The 18,177-nt window shown below is 34.2% G+C and carries 17 protein-coding genes and 2 tRNA genes; 11 read left to right on the forward strand and 8 right to left on the reverse strand.

Annotated elements, in window-relative coordinates; all coding sequences use genetic code 11:
• Nucleotides 1-4: 4 nt before the first annotated feature.
• The 4 genes from AC1QSP_RS09595 to AC1QSP_RS09610 all read left to right on the forward strand — a co-directional run bounded on the left by AC1QSP_RS09595 (nt 5) and on the right by AC1QSP_RS09610 (nt 5,313).
• A complete protein-coding gene (locus AC1QSP_RS09595) occupies nt 5-871 on the forward strand; it encodes an MBL fold metallo-hydrolase (RefSeq protein ID WP_322971510.1) in 867 nt (288 codons plus the stop codon).
• An 89-nt stretch (nt 872-960) separates the two neighbouring features.
• Nucleotides 961-2,535, forward strand: a complete 1,575-nt coding sequence (locus tag AC1QSP_RS09600) for a PSP1 domain-containing protein (protein ID WP_484078509.1) — start codon at nt 961-963, stop codon at nt 2,533-2,535.
• A gap of 16 nt (nt 2,536-2,551) precedes the next feature.
• Entirely contained in the window at nt 2,552-2,983 is a 432-nt protein-coding gene (locus AC1QSP_RS09605) for a gliding motility lipoprotein GldH (RefSeq protein WP_484078510.1), read from the forward strand.
• A gap of 8 nt (nt 2,984-2,991) precedes the next feature.
• Complete coding sequence (locus AC1QSP_RS09610) at nt 2,992-5,313, forward strand: transglycosylase domain-containing protein (protein ID WP_484078511.1); 2,322 nt, start codon at nt 2,992-2,994, stop codon at nt 5,311-5,313.
• A 59-nt stretch (nt 5,314-5,372) separates the two neighbouring features.
• On the opposite strand, the gene AC1QSP_RS09615 is transcribed toward AC1QSP_RS09610, so the two are convergent.
• Nucleotides 5,373-5,648: a hypothetical protein gene (locus AC1QSP_RS09615; RefSeq protein ID WP_484078512.1), complete on the reverse strand. Its 276-nt coding sequence runs from the start codon at nt 5,646-5,648 to the stop codon at nt 5,373-5,375.
• 84 nt (nt 5,649-5,732) lie between these two features.
• Here AC1QSP_RS09615 and metG point away from each other — a divergent pair, with 84 nt between their 5' ends.
• Nucleotides 5,733-7,769: a methionine--tRNA ligase gene (metG, locus tag AC1QSP_RS09620; RefSeq protein ID WP_484078513.1), complete on the forward strand. Its 2,037-nt coding sequence runs from the start codon at nt 5,733-5,735 to the stop codon at nt 7,767-7,769.
• Nucleotides 7,770-7,832: 63 nt separating this feature from the next.
• Here the strand turns inward: metG and AC1QSP_RS09625 are convergent, their stop codons facing one another.
• From AC1QSP_RS09625 to cls, 3 genes are read right to left on the reverse strand one after another with little or no spacing between them, the layout of a single operon-like run.
• Nucleotides 7,833-8,003 carry a hypothetical protein gene (locus AC1QSP_RS09625; RefSeq protein WP_484078514.1) on the reverse strand — a complete coding sequence of 57 codons (171 nt, stop codon included), beginning with the start codon at nt 8,001-8,003 and terminating at the stop codon, nt 7,833-7,835.
• Nucleotides 8,000-8,473 (reverse strand): GNAT family N-acetyltransferase, encoded by a 474-nt coding sequence (locus AC1QSP_RS09630; protein WP_484078515.1) that lies wholly within the window; start codon nt 8,471-8,473, stop codon nt 8,000-8,002. The genes AC1QSP_RS09625 and AC1QSP_RS09630 overlap by 4 nt, the downstream gene beginning before the upstream one ends.
• Before the next feature lie 2 nt (nt 8,474-8,475).
• Nucleotides 8,476-9,954: a cardiolipin synthase gene (cls, locus tag AC1QSP_RS09635; protein ID WP_484078516.1), complete on the reverse strand. Its 1,479-nt coding sequence runs from the start codon at nt 9,952-9,954 to the stop codon at nt 8,476-8,478.
• Nucleotides 9,955-10,105: 151 nt separating this feature from the next.
• Here cls and AC1QSP_RS09640 point away from each other — a divergent pair.
• The 3 genes from AC1QSP_RS09640 (at nt 10,106) to AC1QSP_RS09650 (ending at nt 11,121) form a co-directional block, all read left to right on the forward strand.
• Nucleotides 10,106-10,178, forward strand: a tRNA-Phe gene (locus tag AC1QSP_RS09640).
• A gap of 138 nt (nt 10,179-10,316) precedes the next feature.
• Nucleotides 10,317-10,664 (forward strand): phosphomannose isomerase type II C-terminal cupin domain, encoded by a 348-nt coding sequence (locus AC1QSP_RS09645; protein ID WP_322971500.1) that lies wholly within the window; start codon nt 10,317-10,319, stop codon nt 10,662-10,664.
• A 22-nt stretch (nt 10,665-10,686) separates the two neighbouring features.
• Complete coding sequence (locus AC1QSP_RS09650; protein ID WP_322971499.1) at nt 10,687-11,121, forward strand: adenylyltransferase/cytidyltransferase family protein; 435 nt, start codon at nt 10,687-10,689, stop codon at nt 11,119-11,121.
• Nucleotides 11,122-11,164: 43 nt separating this feature from the next.
• Here AC1QSP_RS09650 and AC1QSP_RS09655 read toward each other — a convergent pair whose 3' ends face one another.
• Entirely contained in the window at nt 11,165-12,085 is a 921-nt protein-coding gene (locus AC1QSP_RS09655) for an AEC family transporter (protein ID WP_484078517.1), read from the reverse strand.
• A 130-nt stretch (nt 12,086-12,215) separates the two neighbouring features.
• On the opposite strand from AC1QSP_RS09655, the gene der reads away from it, so the two are divergent.
• Nucleotides 12,216-13,523: a ribosome biogenesis GTPase Der gene (gene der / locus AC1QSP_RS09660; RefSeq protein ID WP_322971497.1), complete on the forward strand. Its 1,308-nt coding sequence runs from the start codon at nt 12,216-12,218 to the stop codon at nt 13,521-13,523.
• A 65-nt stretch (nt 13,524-13,588) separates the two neighbouring features.
• On the forward strand, nt 13,589-14,122 hold the full coding sequence (locus AC1QSP_RS09665; protein ID WP_484078518.1) for a hypothetical protein: 534 nt from the start codon (nt 13,589-13,591) through the stop codon (nt 14,120-14,122).
• Nucleotides 14,123-14,182: 60 nt separating this feature from the next.
• Here AC1QSP_RS09665 and AC1QSP_RS09670 read toward each other — a convergent pair.
• A tRNA-Arg gene (locus tag AC1QSP_RS09670) sits at nt 14,183-14,256 on the reverse strand.
• A gap of 189 nt (nt 14,257-14,445) precedes the next feature.
• Between AC1QSP_RS09670 and AC1QSP_RS09675 the strand changes: the two genes are divergently transcribed.
• Complete coding sequence (locus AC1QSP_RS09675) at nt 14,446-15,507, forward strand: ABC transporter substrate-binding protein (RefSeq protein WP_484078519.1); 1,062 nt, start codon at nt 14,446-14,448, stop codon at nt 15,505-15,507.
• 51 nt (nt 15,508-15,558) lie between these two features.
• Here the strand turns inward: AC1QSP_RS09675 and pheS are convergent, their stop codons facing one another.
• Both pheS and pyk read right to left on the reverse strand, forming a co-directional pair.
• Nucleotides 15,559-16,578: a phenylalanine--tRNA ligase subunit alpha gene (gene pheS, locus AC1QSP_RS09680; protein ID WP_322971495.1), complete on the reverse strand. Its 1,020-nt coding sequence runs from the start codon at nt 16,576-16,578 to the stop codon at nt 15,559-15,561.
• A gap of 134 nt (nt 16,579-16,712) precedes the next feature.
• On the reverse strand, nt 16,713-18,155 hold the full coding sequence (gene pyk, locus AC1QSP_RS09685; RefSeq protein WP_484078520.1) for a pyruvate kinase: 1,443 nt from the start codon (nt 18,153-18,155) through the stop codon (nt 16,713-16,715).
• Nucleotides 18,156-18,177: the final 22 nt, after the last annotated feature.

Below are 18,177 nucleotides of genomic sequence, written 5' to 3' on the forward strand. Positions count from 1 at the left end.
CAAAATGAAATTATACTCTATTGAAACAGGCTTCTTCAAATTAGACGGAGGAGCCATGTTTGGAATTGTTCCGAAATCAATTTGGAATAAAACCAATCCCGCTGATGCCAATAACCTAATCAATCTTGCAATGCGTTGTTTATTGATTGAAGATGGTGATCGCTTAATCTTGATTGATACAGGAATCGGAAATAAACAAGACGCTAAATTCTTTTCGTTTTATTATTTATTTGGAGATGCCACCTTAGACTTATCCTTAGCAAAGCATGGTTTTCATCGCGATGATATTACCGACGTTTTTTTAACGCATTTGCATTTTGACCATTGTGGAGGTGCAATTCAATGGAATCAGAACAAAGAATTCTTAGAACCTGCATTTAAAAATGCGACATTTTGGTCGAATGATGCCCATTGGGATTGGGCAGTGCATCCGAATCCTAGAGAAAAAGCCTCATTCTTGAAAGAAAATATCCTTCCGCTCAAGGAAAGTGGACAACTGAAAATGTTATCCGTTCCCAAAGAAGGAGAAGATCGTTTAATCGAAACACCATTAGGATTTGAAGTTTTATTTGTCAATGGACATACGGATAAACAGATGATTCCGATTATTCATTACAAAGGAAAAAAGATTGTTTATATCGCCGATTTAATACCGACCATTGGGAATATTCCTTTGATATATGTCATTGGTTTTGATACACGACCACTATTAACTGTCGAAGAAAAAGGTAAATTTTTAACTGAAGCGGTCGAAAACGAATATTTATTATTCTTCGAGCACGATTTCGAACATGAAATAGCGACCTTGAAAATGACCGAAAAAGGAGTTAGATTGGACCAAACCTATTCATTAACTGAGATTTTCGGCTAATTTTCCTGATCGAATGACAACGTAACATAAATCATAAAACAGAACTTTTTTTTTTTACCTTTGTGTTGTCATTTTAAAAATAAGAAGTTATGGCTTGTGGATCTTGTGGAACTTCTAGCAGTGGCCTTCCGAAAGGATGTAACAATAACGGTGCCTGTGGTACTGATGGATGTGGTAAATTATCAGTTTTCGACTGGTTATCGAACATGAAACTACCGAATGGTCAACAGCCATTCAATTTTGTGGAGGTTCGATTCAAAAACGATCGAAAATTCTATTATAAAAACGAAAACGGAATTTCGTTAAACGTAGGCGATATCATCGCTGTTGAAGGTACTCCGGGACATGATATCGGAATTGTTACGCTTACGGGCGAGCTGGTTAGAATCCAAATGAAAAAGAAAAATCTTTCATGGGAAGCTGAAGATGTAAAAAAAGTATATCGTAAAGCGAATCAGAAAGATATTGAAACTTGGCAAGAGTTTCGTGATAAAGAAAAACAGACAATGATCGATGCCCGAATCATGGCGAAAAAGCTAGATTTGGAAATGAAGATTTGTGATGTTGAATACCAAGGTGATGGTGCAAAAGTAACCTTTTATTATACGGCCGAAGGTCGTGTAGATTTCCGTCAATTGATCAAAGATTACGCTGGCAAATTTGGGGTAAGAATTGAAATGAAGCAAATTGGTTATCGCCAAGAAGCTGCTAAAATTGGAGGAATTGGTTCATGTGGACGTGAGTTATGCTGTTCTACATGGTTAACAGACTTCCGTTCTGTAAGTACTGCTGCTGCACGTTACCAACAATTGTCGATCAATTCTCAGAAATTGGCCGGGCAATGTGGTAAATTGAAATGTTGTTTAAATTTCGAATTGGATTCGTATTTAGATGCATTGAATCATTTCCCTTCTATTGAAAGTAAATTTGAGACTGAAAAAGGTTTTGCACATTGTGTAAAAATTGATGTATTCAAAAAAGAAATGTGGTTTGCTTACGAAAAAGGAAGTGTTTTATGGTACAAATTCTCGATCGAAGATGTACAAGAGTTTTTAGAAATCAATAAAGCTGGCAAAAAAACTGATTCATTAGAAGAATTAGCGAAGAATGTAGTCGATACAAAACCAAATTTTGCTGATGTTATTGAAGAAAACTCATTAGAACGTTTTGAACGTAAAGAACATACAAAACGTAAACGCATCAAAGCGAAAACAGGTGCCAACAATTCGAATTCTCAACCAGCAAAAGCTAAACCAGCTTCGACTGATAATCCTGAGAAAAATTCGAATAATCGTAAACCGAATAATCGCAAGAAAAAACCTCAAAACCAGAACAATCAACAAAATAAACCTCAACAAAATACTGAGGCTAAAACAACGAATGTTCCAGCGAATGAGGGTGCAAAACAAGGAACTGCAAAGAAGAAAAACCCAAATCAACAACGCAGAAATCCAAATCAAAACAAACCTCAGCAAAATCAAGGACAGAATCCAACTGCTGAACCAAAGAATACAAATCAGAATAACGCGAATCAGCAAGCAAAACAGCAGCCAAAACCTGCTAACCCTGCACAGAATCAGCAAAATTCTGAAGGTCAAAAGCCTAAGAATAAAAACAAAAAAAGATTTAATCGTGGACCGAAACCAGATCATCCGAAACAGTAGTTTTTTAATGCTTTTAATGTTTTTATTCACTGCTTGTGAATCCAAACATTATTACCAAGAAACAAAAGATGTCAAAGGAGAATGGGGAAGCAAAAAACCTATCGAGTACACTTTTGATGTAAAAGATTCCACATTGGGTAAAGTGAATCTTGGATTTGTTTTTAGAAATAATACCGATTACGAATACAGCAATGTGTATTTGTTTACAAAATTTATTGATCCTAAAGGAAATGAAATGGTCGATACATTACAGTATTACATTGCAAATCCGGATGGAACATGGATTGGTAAAGGAATGAATACAAAAGAAATGGTGTTGGTGTTTCGTGAAAATTTAGCTGTGAAAGATACCGGAACTTACAAGTTAAAAGTTTGGCACGGAATGAGAACAGATAAACTAAAAGGGATTGAAGATATCAGTTTGATTGTTGATCAAGCTGTTGATTAATTATAACAATGGAAAACAAAAACAATACTAAAAAAGTAACTAAGTCGAAAAAACAAGGTTCGTTTTTCGGGAAAATGGTTAAACTACTTTGGTTAGGATTTTTTGCTGTCGTGTTAGGAATCGCAGGTACTTTTTGGGCTGCATCCAATGGATGGCTAGGTGAAATTCCTGATGTACGTGATCTTGAAAATCCGGACATTTATGTATCCTCTGAAATTATTTCTTCAGATGGTGTCCTATTGGATCGTTTTGAGACTGAGCGTCGTACTCCTGTCGATTATAAAGACTTACCACCTCATTTGGTCGATGCTTTATTAGCGAAAGAAGATGTTCGTTTCTTCGAACACCCTGGAATTGATGCTAAAGCTGCAATGCGTGCTGTAACTTCTGCAGGAGAGGCAGGAGGGGGATCAACGATTACCCAACAGTTAGCGAAGCAATTGTATACCAAAGATCCTGCATCTAATGTTGTGAAACGTGGTTTACAAAAAATCAAAGAATGGGTAACTTCAGTTCAATTAGAGAAGTTATATACCAAAGAAGAGATTATTGCAATGTACTTCAATAAATTCGACTTCATTTATGGAGCGAAAGGAATTGAGTCTGCTGCAAAAGTTTACTTCAATAAAACAACAAAAGAATTGGATGTTGTAGAATCTGCAACATTAGTTTCGATGTTTCAAAATCCCGTTGCATTTAACCCATTAAAATTCCCTGAAGTTTCGAAAGAAAAAAGAAACTTGGTGATTGATCAAATGGTGAAATACAACAAACTAACAAAGGCTCAAGGTGATGAATATAAAGCAATGCCTTTGGTAACTGATCGTCAATACATCACTGAACAGGATGAAACATACTCAGCTTACTTCAAAACAGCTCTTCGTAAAGAGATTGAGGATTGGTTAGTAGATTATGAAAAAGAAACTGGAAAAACATACAATTTAGATAAAGATGGTCTTAAGATTTACGTAACCTTAGACTCTCGTATGCAATTATTGGCTGAAGAGGCTGTTAAGAAGCATTTGAAAGGTTTACAAGAAAAATTCTTTGCGGAACAACGTGGACGTAAATTGGCTCCTTTTTACAACATTACTGATGCAAAACGTAATGCTTTATTAGATCAAGCGGTAAAACGTACTGATTTATATAAGAAAATGAAGGAGAATGGAAGTACAGATGAAGAGATTAAAACGGCTTTCAATACACCGAAAGACTCTGTAAAATTCTTTACTTGGGATGGTGTTAAATACATGAAAGATCAAACTTTAATGGATTCCATCATTTATCATAAACACATTTTACAAGCCGGTTTAATGTCAATGGACCCAAAAGATGGTACAATTAAAGCTTGGGTTGGAGGTATCAATTGGGATTATTTTAAATTTGACCACGTAAAACAAGCGCGTCGTCAAGTTGGTTCTACATTCAAACCATTTGTTTATGCAACAGCTATTAATCAATTAGGGTTAACACCTTGTCATACCATTTCAAATGATCGTATCCCTGGAAAATGGTCACCACGTAATGCGAATGGACGATACGGAGGTTCACAATCTTTAAGAACCGCATTAGCTCAATCGACAAATGTTGTTGCAGCTCGTTTGATTATGCAAACAGGTGAAGATGCAGTAATCCAAATGTGTCGCGATTTAGGTGTAGAGTCTCCAATTACAAAAGACCCTACAATTGCCTTAGGTTCTGCTGATTTATCTTTATATGAAATGGTTGGAGCATTAAGTGCATTTGCCAATGGAGGTATTTACATCAAACCTCAGTTAATCTTAAGAATTGAAGATAAACAAGGTAAAGTAATCCGTGACTATACACCAACAACACGTGAAGTAGTTAATGAATATGTTGCCTATACAATGATCGACTTGATGAAAGGTGTATCTGACGGTGGTACAGGATCTTGGATTCGTACACGTTATAACATCACATCAGAAGTTGCTGGTAAAACAGGTACAACCAATGAAAACTCTGATGGTTGGTACATGGGATTAACACCTAATTTAGTTACAGGAGTTTGGGTTGGTAACGAAGACCGTGCAGCTCACTTCGGTAGTACAGCCATGGGGCAAGGTGCTGCTACTGCCCTACCTATTTGGGCTTATTATATGCAATTGGTTTATGCGAAAGGAAATACATTTGGTGTATTAGCAAGCGATAAGTTTGAAAAACCAAGTGATATTGATTCACGTTGGGATTGTTCATCACTAATGGGATTCCATCAGTACCAACAAGTTCATAACAATGATATTATTGAAGGTACAGGAGAATCAATTGATCATAATGCACCAGAACCACAAGAACAAATTATCGAAGAATAATTTAATCACTTATCATAACAAAAAAGCGACCTCCAATGAGGTCGCTTTTTTGTTATCAATTATTTATTTTCTTGCTCACGTTCATTAAAATTCTTCATCAATTTTCGATGTTCATCATCTAATAACCGCTCCTCTTCTTTTCTTTTCCGCTTAAAATATTCTGTAACCTGCTTATAGGTTATATAAATCATTAAACATACTAACCCTACAATCAAAAATAATTGAATGTTATCCAACATCTCCAATAATTTTTCATCTACCATCATTTTCTCTGCCAATTCTTGATCGATAGATTCCTTTGTGATGATTTCCTCTCCTTCGCTTTGACTTATCATAAGAATATTATTCCCCTAAATTTAATCAAATTCAATCATCAAACAAAATGCAAATTGTATCTTTGCTCTATAAAGTAATAGATAATGTGTAAAACAAATAGATATACAATTACGGCTGCGTTACCATACGCAAACGGACCATTACATATCGGGCATATGGCAGGAGTTTACGTACCTTCTGACATCTTTGCGCGTTACTTAAGAAGAAAAGGGAAAGATGTAGCGTTTATCGGTGGATCGGACGAACACGGAATTCCAATTACTATTCGTGCAAAGAACGAAGGAGTAACTCCCCAAGATATCGTTGACCGCTACCACGAAAACATCAAATCTACTTTAGAAAATTTCGGAGTTACTTTCGATGTTTACTCACGTACAACTTCAGCAAAGCATAAAGAAGTTGCCCAAGATTTCTTCAAAACTTTATACGATAACGGAAAATTTACAGAAGAAGTTTCTGAACAATATTACGACGAAGAGGCAAAAGAATTCTTAGCGGATCGATACATCCGTGGAGAATGTCCTAAATGTCAAAATCCAGATGCTTACGGAGATCAATGTGAAAAATGTGGATCGACGTTAAGTCCAGAAGAATTAATTAATCCTCGTTCCGCTTTATCTGGAAACACTCCAATTAAAAAAGAAACGAAAAACTGGTATTTACCATTAGACCAATACCAAGATTTCTTAAAAGAATGGATTTTGGATGGGCATAAAGACGATTGGAAGTCGAATGTGTACGGACAAGTTAAATCATGGTTAGACGATGGTTTAAAACCTCGTGCAATGACGCGTGATTTAAACTGGGGAATTCCAGTTCCTGTTGAAGGAGCGGAAGGAAAAGTAATGTACGTTTGGTTTGATGCGCCAATTGGATATATTTCTTTCACGCAAGAATGGGCGGAGAAAAACGGAAAAGATTGGAAAGATTACTGGCAAAATGAAGAAACGAAATTAGTTCACTTCATCGGTAAAGATAACATCGTTTTCCACTGTATTATTTTCCCTACAATGATGAAAGCACACGGGGATTACATTATGCCAGATAATGTACCAGCCAACGAGTTCTTAAACTTAGAAGATGATAAAATTTCAACTTCAAGAAACTGGGCTGTTTGGGCACACGAATATTTAGAAGATTTCCCAGGACAAGCCGATACATTACGTTATGTATTAACAGCTAACATGCCTGAGAATAAAGATAACAACTTTACATGGAAAGATTTCCAAACGAAAAACAACTCAGAGTTAGTTGGTATTTTAGGAAACTTTATCAACCGTGTCATGGTGTTATCACACAAATATTACCAAGGAATTGTTCCTGCTAAAACAATCGAATTTGAAGAAGTAGCACAAATCAAAGGATTTGCGACGCGTATCGGTGAACACATCGAGAAATACGAATTCCGTGCTGCTTTAACAGAATACATGAACTTAGCACGTTTAGGAAACCAATTCTTACAAGCGCAAGAACCTTGGAAAAAAGGTGATAATCCAGAAGAAGTAAAAGGAATTATGAATGCAGCGACTCAAATTGCTGTGGCTTTAGGACAATTAGCTGAACCATTCTTACCATTTGCTTCTGAGAAGATTCTAAACATGATGAACGTAGATAAAATCGATTGGAATACGTTAGAATCAGCGGACGAATTCATTACTGAAGGACATCAATTAGGAGAATCAGCATTAATTTTCGGTAAAATCGAAGACGAAGCCGTAGAAGCGCAAATCAATAAATTACAAGAAAGTAAAGCAAAAAATAATATGACGAATCCAAATGCTGAACCTCAAAAAGAATTAATTTCTTTTGATGATTTCCAAAAAATGGATATCCGTATCGGAACAATTTTAGAAGCGAAGAAAGTAGAAAAAGCAGATAAATTATTCGAATTAAAAGTGGATACAGGAATGGATGTTCGTACAATCGTTTCTGGAATTGCTGAGCACTTTACTTTAGAAGAAGTGGTTGGTAAACAAGCCATGGTTTTAGCAAATTTAGCACCTCGTAAAATTCGTGGAATCGAATCGCACGGAATGTTATTATTTGCGGATAAAGCAGACGGAAAATTAACGTTCGTTAATCCTGAAGCTGAAACGCCAAACGGTGTACAAGTAGGATAAAATTAGATACTAGATAGTAGTATTGAGATAGTAGAAAAGCCACTTCTTTCGAAGTGGCTTTTTTTATTTTAAATTCGCTTTACTTCTATTTTCATTTATTTCATTCATATCGTTAAAGCCTCTATTAAATACTTCAACTGCTTCATCCCAATGCATTATGGCATCAATTACAATGTATCCCACAATCAATAGGATGACAAATAAGATGACTTTTTTTAAACTTATATTATTCATAAACTATATTCAAATTCAATTTCGTGTAAAATAGGAATTCCATCGTATCCAACCAAAGGAATTTCAGGTTTAATTTTTCGAGCTTCTTCAATTGCATTGAAATGTATATTTACCATTTTCCATCCTCTTTTTTGATAAAAACGCATCGCATGGCAATTATCATTTGAAGTAATTAACCATATTCGGTCTAACTTCATGCTTTTAAAATGATTTAAGGTAAAATCTAACAATGTTGTTCCAATCCCTTTACCTTCATCAAAACTATCCAAAGAAACAATTTCAGCTTGATTCCCCATAGTATGAAACGTTAATATTCCTTCAATCTTTTCATTTTCAAGAGCAATAATCGTTTCTAAATCTTCTATTTGATGTTTCTTCTCGCGCGAAACCATGACATCGGATTTCCATTCGCGTATAAATAGAGCTTTTATCTTTTCTTTTTCTTCAGGTTCTATAAAACGTATTTCCATGCTTATAATATTGGGGCTAATAGTCGACATATGGATGCAAATGCTCTTCGAAACATCGATACATTTTTCCATTTCTCAATGGTCATTAACATTGAATTGAATCGATCTTCATCAAAATCTTTTATCATATTACTGATCAGAATTTTATCGTGTACAACAGCTGTTAATTCAAAATTAATAAAGAAACTACGATTATCAAGATTCACTGTTCCTATAAAGGCTAAATCGTCATCAATAGTAATTGTTTTAGCATGCACAAATCCTTTTTCGTATAAATAAACTTTTACTCCATGTTCCATTAAACGTTTTGTAAAAGAAAGCGATGCTTCTTGCACAATTAGAGAATCACCCACCTTGGGCATTAAAAGTTCAACTTCTACTCCACTATTTGCAGCAATCAAAAGGGCTGATTTAAATTCGTCACTTGGAATAAAATAAGGTGTTGTAATACGGATTTTTCTCTTTGCAAGGGTAATGGCTAAAATCATTGACTCCATCGCAGAAGGAACAGATGCTCCCGGTGAAGTAAACGCGAATCCAACTACTGCTCCTTTCTTTACCTCATCATGAATCTTAACGTAATCATATCCAAACACGTTAAAATCCTCTCCATCTGCCATCTTCCAATCCATCCAAAATCGTAATTGCAATAGATTTACGGCATCTCCTTTGATCATTAAAGATGTATCCCGCCAGTACAATGCATTCTGATTGTTATTAATATATTTATCAGATATATTAATGCCTCCTACAAAAGCAATTTCTCCATCCACAATTAAGATCTTACGGTGATTTCTAAAGTTCGAATTGGCCAACGAATTAAACCTCACCGGTAAAAAAGTTTGGTATTGAACCTTCGAGTTTTTAAATAACTCACGATACCTCTTATTCAATTTTGGCGAACCAAAATCATCCGTTGTGATACGAACTTCTACCCCTTCATTAGATTTTTTGATAAGCGTGTCAATAATTTTAAACCCGATATGATCGGGTTCAAAAATATAGTATTCCAAATGAATATGGTGTTTTGCTTGTTGGATAGCTGCTAAAAATTCAGGAAATTTTTCTTCCCCATTCCGTAATAATCGAACATGATTATGAATAAAAGGTGGAGAGGATAATGTATGGTTTAGGTATTTAAAAACTTTTACTTGGCTACCGATTAATGTTTCGATTTTTTCAAAATCTTTTTCAATTAAATGATTGATTTTCTTCCAATTTCGGATAAATTCGGCTGATGTTTTTTTATCAATCTTTTTAAAATAGAGATCCTTTTTAAAATCTTGTCCAAAAAAATAATACAATAAAATCCCTAGTAATGGAATTAAGATGATGACCAATATCCAAGCGATCGTTTTGGTAGGATTTTTATTTTCAATGAGAATTGTAAAAATAACGCTGATATAAATTAACATGAGTGGTATCCAGTACCATTCTTTTACCAATACCCAAATCTCTATCCAGTTGATGCCTAAATCCATGTGATGTAAAAATTGTTTAAAAATAATTTTTTATTTAGTTCTATCATAATCAATAAAATAAAAGACATTCATTTTAAATTATAAAAAAAAGTATTGTTATAATTTGGAGATATCATACAACATTCCATATATTTGCAGTCCCAAATGAGAAGGTGCCTTAGCTCAGTTGGTAGAGCAAAGGACTGAAAATCCTTGTGTCCCTGGTTCGATTCCTGGAGGCACCACCTTTAAAACCTCAAACGTAAGTTTGGGGTTTTTTTATTTAAAATTAAAATAACTTAAAAGGCGAGTTTTGAATTATTTTTTTCTTTAACTTGCAATAACATAGGATTGAAAAATCTTATTATAAACGATTAAAATATATGGAGATTGGTAACAGACCGTGGGGTACTTATTATGTATTGGAAGATGAAGCGACGCATAAAGTAAAACGCATCGAGGTAAATATCGGTGGACGTTTATCTTACCAATATCACAAACACCGCGCAGAAGTATGGACAATTATCAAAGGAACAGCTAAAGTCACTTTAGATGGTGTAGATACAGTTTATAAACCTGGCGAAGTCGTTATTATTCCATTACAAGCCAAGCACCGAATCCAAAACATTGGTGACGAAACTTTAATTTTTGTTGAAGTTCAGCATGGTTCATATTTCGGTGAAGATGACATCATCCGCATCGAAGATGATTACAATCGCGGAAACGATTAAAAAAACCTAAAACCCATAAACTATGAAAATCGGTATTACATTCAGTGCATTTGATTTATTACATGCCGGGCATATCAAAATGTTAGAGGATGCCAAAAAACATTGTGATTATCTTATTGTAGGATTACAAACTGACCCTACATTAGACCGCCCAGAAAAAAACAAACCCACTCAGACTGTTGTTGAACGTTACATTCAATTAAAAGGATGTAAATACGTGGATGAAATTGTACCTTATGCTACAGAACAAGATTTGGAAGACATTTTAAGAGCTTTTGATATTGATGTTCGTATTTTAGGTGTAGAGTACAAAGACAAAAATTTTACAGGAAGAGAATATTGTGAAGAGAAGGGGATTGAATTATATTTTAACTCAAGAGATCACCGTTTTTCAAGCTCAGGATTACGCAAGGTAGTCGCTGAAAAAGAGCAATTGAAATTATTAAAACAAGCATAATAAAAAAGGATTGAAATGTTTTTCAATCCTTTTTTTATATTATTTATACCCCTAAATACCATTCTAAGAAGAAATACCATATCGCTAATGTTAAAAATGAGATCGGAATTCCCACTCCAATCATCATATTAGCTAATCGTGGTTTTAATCCATATTGTACCGCCAAAATGGCTCCTGTAATCATTGGGGGCATTGCTGCTTCCATAATAGAAACTTTAATTGGAATTCCTGTTTGTTGAAAACCTAAACAATAAATAGCAAAACATACGATAGGCCAAATTAATAAACAATAGAATAAACCTAAGGCTAAAAACTTCCAATGTTTACTTCTTCGCTCGATTTTCAATTGAAATCCTACTGAGACCAGTGCTAATGGACTTACTGTAGCCATTAATTTTGCAAATACCTCGCGTATAGAATCTGGAAAATGTAAATTAAGACCAAGCATAATTAATCCGAATAGAAACGCTATAAACGGTGGAAATTTAATTAAGTTCATCAAAATGGACTTCGCATTCGATTTTCCTTTTGAACACGCTATCGCTGTTAGCATCCCTGCACTAGACAATACCACCACTGTACCAGGAATATCGACAATAATCAACGATTTAATTCCTTCATCCCCATACAATGCTTGAATAATTGGAATTCCAACAAATGAAGTGTTTCCTAAACCTGCTGTCAATAAAAGACATCCTAATAATTTTTTAGACCATCCAAATATTTTCGCTAATGGCACAAAAATGATAAGTGCAAATAAAAATCCAATATAAGCCACTGAAGCAGGAAACAAGAGATCCCAACCAATTTTAATTTCAGGCAAATAATACAATGCCATTGCAGGCAACGAAATAAACAGAACAAATTGATTTAAAACAACATGCGTATTTTTTGGAAAATTGGGTAATTTCTTAATGGCTATCCCGACGGATAAACATAAGAACATCAAAATTAAACTGGACATTTGATTCTAATTTTACCCTAAAGGTACGTTAGATGTAGATTTTTTGATCGAAAAAACGCCTTAAAATTATTTATTTGAGTAAATATCAATTTCATATTTAACTATTTGACAAATGTTGTACCTTTGCCACATGTCAAATTTAGTTGCAATTGTAGGAAGACCAAACGTTGGTAAATCAACTTTCTTCAACCGTTTAATCCAAAAAAGACAAGCAATCGTAGATGACACTTCGGGTGTTACACGTGACCGTCACTATGGAAAATCGGAGTGGATTGGTAAAGAATTTACTGTAATCGATACCGGAGGGTATGTCGTTGGTTCAGATGATACCTTTGAAGAAGAGATCCGTAAGCAAGTAGAATTAGCTATCGACGAAGCAAATGTTATTTTATTCGTTGTAGATAATCAGGCTGGTTTAACGGACATGGATAAGGAAGTTGGCGCTCTTTTAAGACGCACTAAGAAGCCTACATTCTTAGTTGTGAATAAGGTCGATACCAACAAAAATTTACACGATACCTATGAGTTCTATAACTTAGGTTTCGAAAAAATGCACACGATTTCTGCAATGACAGGATCGGGTACTGGTGAATTATTAGATGAAGTCGTAGAATGCTTTGAAGAAGTTGAATACGAAGATCCATACGAAGGTTTACCTCGTGTGACAATTGTAGGACGTCCTAATGCAGGGAAGTCTACATTTATTAATGCTTTATTAGGTGAAGAACGTAACATTGTTACAGATATCGCCGGAACAACTCGTGATTCGATCGAGACTTTATACAACAAATTTGGGCAAGAGTTCGTTTTAGTGGACACTGCCGGAATGCGTAAAAAAGGTAAAGTAAGTGAAGATTTAGAGTTTTACTCTGTGATGCGATCTATTCGTGCCATCGAAGAATGTGATGTTTGTGTATTAATGGTAGATGCTACTCGTGGTATCGAAGCTCAGGATTTAAATATCTTACATTTAGCAGAGAAAAACCGTAAAGGAGTTGTTATTTTAATCAACAAATGGGATTTAGTTGAGAAAGAAACAAACACGATGAAAGAATTTGAAGAACAATTACGTCGTCGTATTGCTCCTTTCAACGATATTCCGATTCTATTTATTTCTGCTTTAACAAAACAACGTGTACACAAAGCGGTAGAAACATTTATTCGTGTGTACGAAAACCGTTCTCGTCGTATCCGTACAAGTAAGTTAAACGAAATTATGTTACCATTAATCGAGATTACTCCTCCTCCAGCAATCAAAGGAAAGTACATTAAGATTAAATATGTAACACAATTACCAACAAAAACACCTCAGTTTGCATTCTTTGCAAACTTACCACAGTATGTGAAAGATCCGTACAAACGTTTTATTGAAAATCATTTAAGACGTGAGTTTGATTTCTCAGGTGTTCCAATCGAAATTTATTTCAGAAAAAAATAATTTCTTCAGCCATTCCGAAAGGGATGGCTTTTTTTATTATTTTTAGTAAGGTCATTCTCCTGTATATGAAAAAAATTCTATTCCTAAATCTTCTATTAATTTTTGCATCGTGTAACAAACAGAAACCTATTGAGAATAACCAATTAAATCACTTCTTCAGTAGTCACGAATTAGGTCAAAATAATAATCAATTAAGGTTTTATATCACTGCCTCATTTGATGAATGTGGAGAATGGGGTGGTCACGATGAAATTTTAGAATTCTTTGGAAAAGATAACCAAGTTTACTTAAATTACAGAAAATCAAGAGTTGATTGCAATACAATTAGTGAATTATATAGTGATCCAGAATTTCATCAATGGATTAAAAATGATACGATTAAACTTACAAATAATCATAAAAAAGCTATAAACACTTATTTAAAAACTCTAATTGACAGTAAATTAAATGAAAGTTATGTCGGACATTCCGGTAGAACTTTTTCAGCTTTTAAAACTGATAGTACTTTTAATATTGAAGTATTTAATACTGACGATTACAAAATTAATACACTAAATTTCAACCAATTACTACAATCATTTAAACTTGATACAGTTTAGTAATCCAAAAAAGTAAAGACATAAAAAAAACTCATCAATTGCTTGATGAGTTTTAGTTTGTGACGTCGGCAGGATTCAAACCTGCAACCTCTTGAGCCGTAATCAAGTGCGCTATTCAGTTGCGCCACGACGCCATTTGAAAGAGAGAACGTTTGTTCTTTAATTCGGATGCAAATATAAGGTAGTTCAAACTATAATTCCAAACGTTTTTTGAATAATTTTTAAAATATTTTATAATCCTATCTTTTTCAAACACTTAAATTTTAAAATAATTTTATCTTTCGATTATTTATTACCTTCAACGTCAGAAAATAAAATTCAAAATGAGTAAATTTTACATTTTATTACTTGCCACTACTCTTATCATCGGATGCAGCAAGGAAAATGAACCAATAAAACATACAAAATCTAAATCGTTCGATTATATCGAAAATATCGTTGTTACTAATGATGAAGAAAAAATTAGTTATCGAGTTGGTGAAGAAATTATAACTTTTACTCCAAATGATTTACCTATCACATCAATAATGGTAGAAAGTTCTGCTGCTGTAGCTTATTTAAACGAATTAGAAGCACTTTCTTTGGTAAAAGGTGTGACAGATCCTAATTATATTTATAATGCTGAAATTAGAAATAAAATAACTCTTCAAGAAATACTAGAAATAGGTGCCTCTAACGAATTATATACAGAACTTATATTAAAACATCGGCCTCAACTAATAATAGCGAACACTAATCCTGTTTTAGCTAAATATCATCATCAATTAAAAGAAAATGGAATTAAGATTCTTTATTTGGACGAATACAAAGAGAAAACACCTTTAGCACAAGCAGAATATCTAAAAGTAATCGGAAAGTTGATTGGCAAAGAAGAGGTTGCGCATCAAAAATTTGAAACCATTAAAAACAGTTATTTAGAAACAAAAGCGTTAATTCAAGAAAAAGGTAACCCTAATGTTTCAACTTTTCTAAATACCATGATGGGAGACGTTTGGTACATCCCCAACAAAGAATCAATTCAAGTTCAATTGATTGAAGACGCAAAAGGAAATTATATTTTTGGCAAAAAAGGAGATGATTTGGTGACCAATTCTTCCTTCGAAGAAGTATATACAAAGGCGAAAGATGCTACTCATTGGTTAAACGTGATTAATTATTCTTCATTGGTACAAATGAGCAATGATCGTAAGGAATATTCTTGGTTTAAGGCCTATAAAACGGGCCATGTATATAATTATTCAAAACGTAAAAATAAGATTGGAGCATTGGATATTTATGAATCAGGAATCGTTCGTCCCGACATTATATTAAAAGATTTAGGGAAAATTTTTCATCCAGAGCTTTTCCCAACCCATGAATTATATTATTATGAACAATTAAAATAAAAAAAGGAACTCCGAGGAGTTCCTTTTAAAGTCTATAATAATATTAAACCCTTAGAATAATTCTGATTTGAATTGTTCTAAGAATCTAACGTCATTTTCTGTGTATAAACGGATGTCTCCAATTTGATATAATAATAAAGCGATACGCTCAATTCCCATACCGAAAGCATAACCTGAATAAACTTCTGGATCGATGTTTACGTTTTTCAATACGTTAGGATCAATCATACCACATCCCATGATTTCTAACCATCCTGTACCTTTTGTCATACGGTAATCTGTTTCTGTTTCTAATCCCCAGTACACATCAACTTCAGCAGAAGGTTCTGTAAATGGGAAATAAGAAGGACGTAAACGAATTTCTGACTTACCGAATAACTCTTGTGTAAAGTAGCTTAATGTTTGCTTTAAATCGGCAAAAGAAACTCCTTTATCGATGTATAACCCTTCGATTTGGTGGAACATCATGTGTGAACGAGAAGAAATCGCTTCGTTACGGTAAACACGACCTGGCGCTAAGAAACGCATTGGTGGTTGATGGTTTTCCATATGACGAATTTGTACAGACGATGTATGTGTACGTAAAACAATATCTGGGTCTTGCTCGATGAAGAACGTATCTTGCATATCACGTGCTGGGTGATATGTTGGTAAATTTAGGGCTGTAAAGTTGTGCCAATCATCTTCAATTTCAGGCCCCTCAGAAACTCCAAAACCAATACGTTTGAAGATTTCTAAAATTCTGTTTTTCGTAATGTTGATTGGATGACGAGAACCTAAAGTAAATGGCTCACCTGGACGTGTTAAATCTAATCCAGCGTCCGTTGTACCTTCAGACGAAATTTCGTTTTTAAGAACAGTCGCTTTTTCTGTTGCTAATGTTTTTAATTCATTTACAACTTGACCAAATTCTTTCTTCTCTTCGTTAGGAACTGCTTTGAATTGTGCAAACAAGTCATTTAAAATTCCTTTTTTACCTAAAAATTTAATTCTAAACTCCTCAATTTCGGCAGCATTTGTCGAATGGAAGTTTTTCACTTCTTCTATATATTGTTTGATTTGGTCAATCATAATTTAAAACCGATTTGGATACAAATTTAACAATTATTCAACTGAATAGACAACTTTTAACGTGGATATTCACGAATAAAAAATCCTTCTAAACCGAAATTTAGAAGGATAATATATGAAACTAACAAAAAAGCTTATACCATAGAAATACGTAATGTATTCGTGATTCCTTTTTCGAAAGCTGGCATTGCATTTAAATTTAAGATGTAATCTCCATAATCCACATATCCGTGGTTTTTTGCTAAGATATTTACCTCCGTTACCGTTTGGTCTGTTGAAGTATCACGTGGATCATAGTTGATCGATTTTACCCCCCATAATAAGTTCAACATACGATTGATACGTTTACTTGGGTTAAAGACTAAGATAAAGGCATTTGGACGGTGAGATGAAATTTGAAAAGCCGTATACCCTGAATACGTTAAGGTAGCAATAGCTTTGGCATCCGTATGAGATACCATTTTTGCTGCATTGTAACATACAATATCTGTTACAAAACGCTCATTTTTCACTTTTGGCTTATGTTCTGGAATATTGATGTGATGATCATCTTCTACTGTTTGAAGAATTTTTGTCATCTTTTCAATTACTTGAACAGGATATAAACCTACAGAAGTCTCTCCTGATAACATTACAGCATCAGCTCCATCAAACACGGCATTCGCAACATCAGAAACTTCAGCACGAGTAGGTGTTAAACTCGAAATCATTGTTTCCATCATTTGCGTTGCAACAATAACTGGCTTACGCGCTAATTTCGCTTTATCAATTAATTGTTTTTGCGCTTTTGGAACAATTTCAAAAGGAACTTCTACTCCTAAATCTCCACGAGCGACCATCAATCCATCCGAATGAACTAAGATATCATCGATATTTTCTAACGCTTCTGGTTTCTCAATTTTAGAAATAATTGGAATTTTAAATGAAGCATGTTCTTTAATAAATTCTTGTAAATCCACTACATCTTGCCCAGAACGTACAAACGATAAAGCAAACCAATCCACACGGTTTTCAATAGCGAATTTCGCATCTTCTTTATCCTTCTCAGTTAATGCAGGTAATGAAATTTTAGTATTAGGTAAATTAACCCCTTTTTTAGAACGTAATGGTCCACCTTGGATTGTTTCTGCTTTTACAACATCTACTCCATTAGTTTCAATTACTTTTAAGATTAACTTCCCATCATCAATTAAGATGTTTTCGCCAACTTGTACATCTTGAGCAAACTTTTTGTACGTCATAAAGACTTTTTCGTTTGTCCCAACAACATCCTCATTTGTAAACGTTAAAATGTCCCCTGGATTAATTACAAAATCCTCGTGTTCCATTTTACCGATACGTAGTTTTGGACCTTGTAAATCGGCTAAAATTGCAGTATTATAACCGAACTCCTCGTTCAATTGGTGTATTGTATCAATTTTGTTTTTTACGTCTGCATAATCCGCATGCGAAAAGTTGATACGGAAGACATCCGTTCCCTTTTTCATCATTTCAAGAATTACTTCGCGACGTTCTGTTGCAGGACCTAAAGTCGCAACAATTTTTGTTTTTTTCAGATAGTTTTTATCGTAAACCATATTTTTCCCTTTTTTTGCACAC

It is taken from the genome of Faecalibacter sp., from assembly GCF_057177045.1.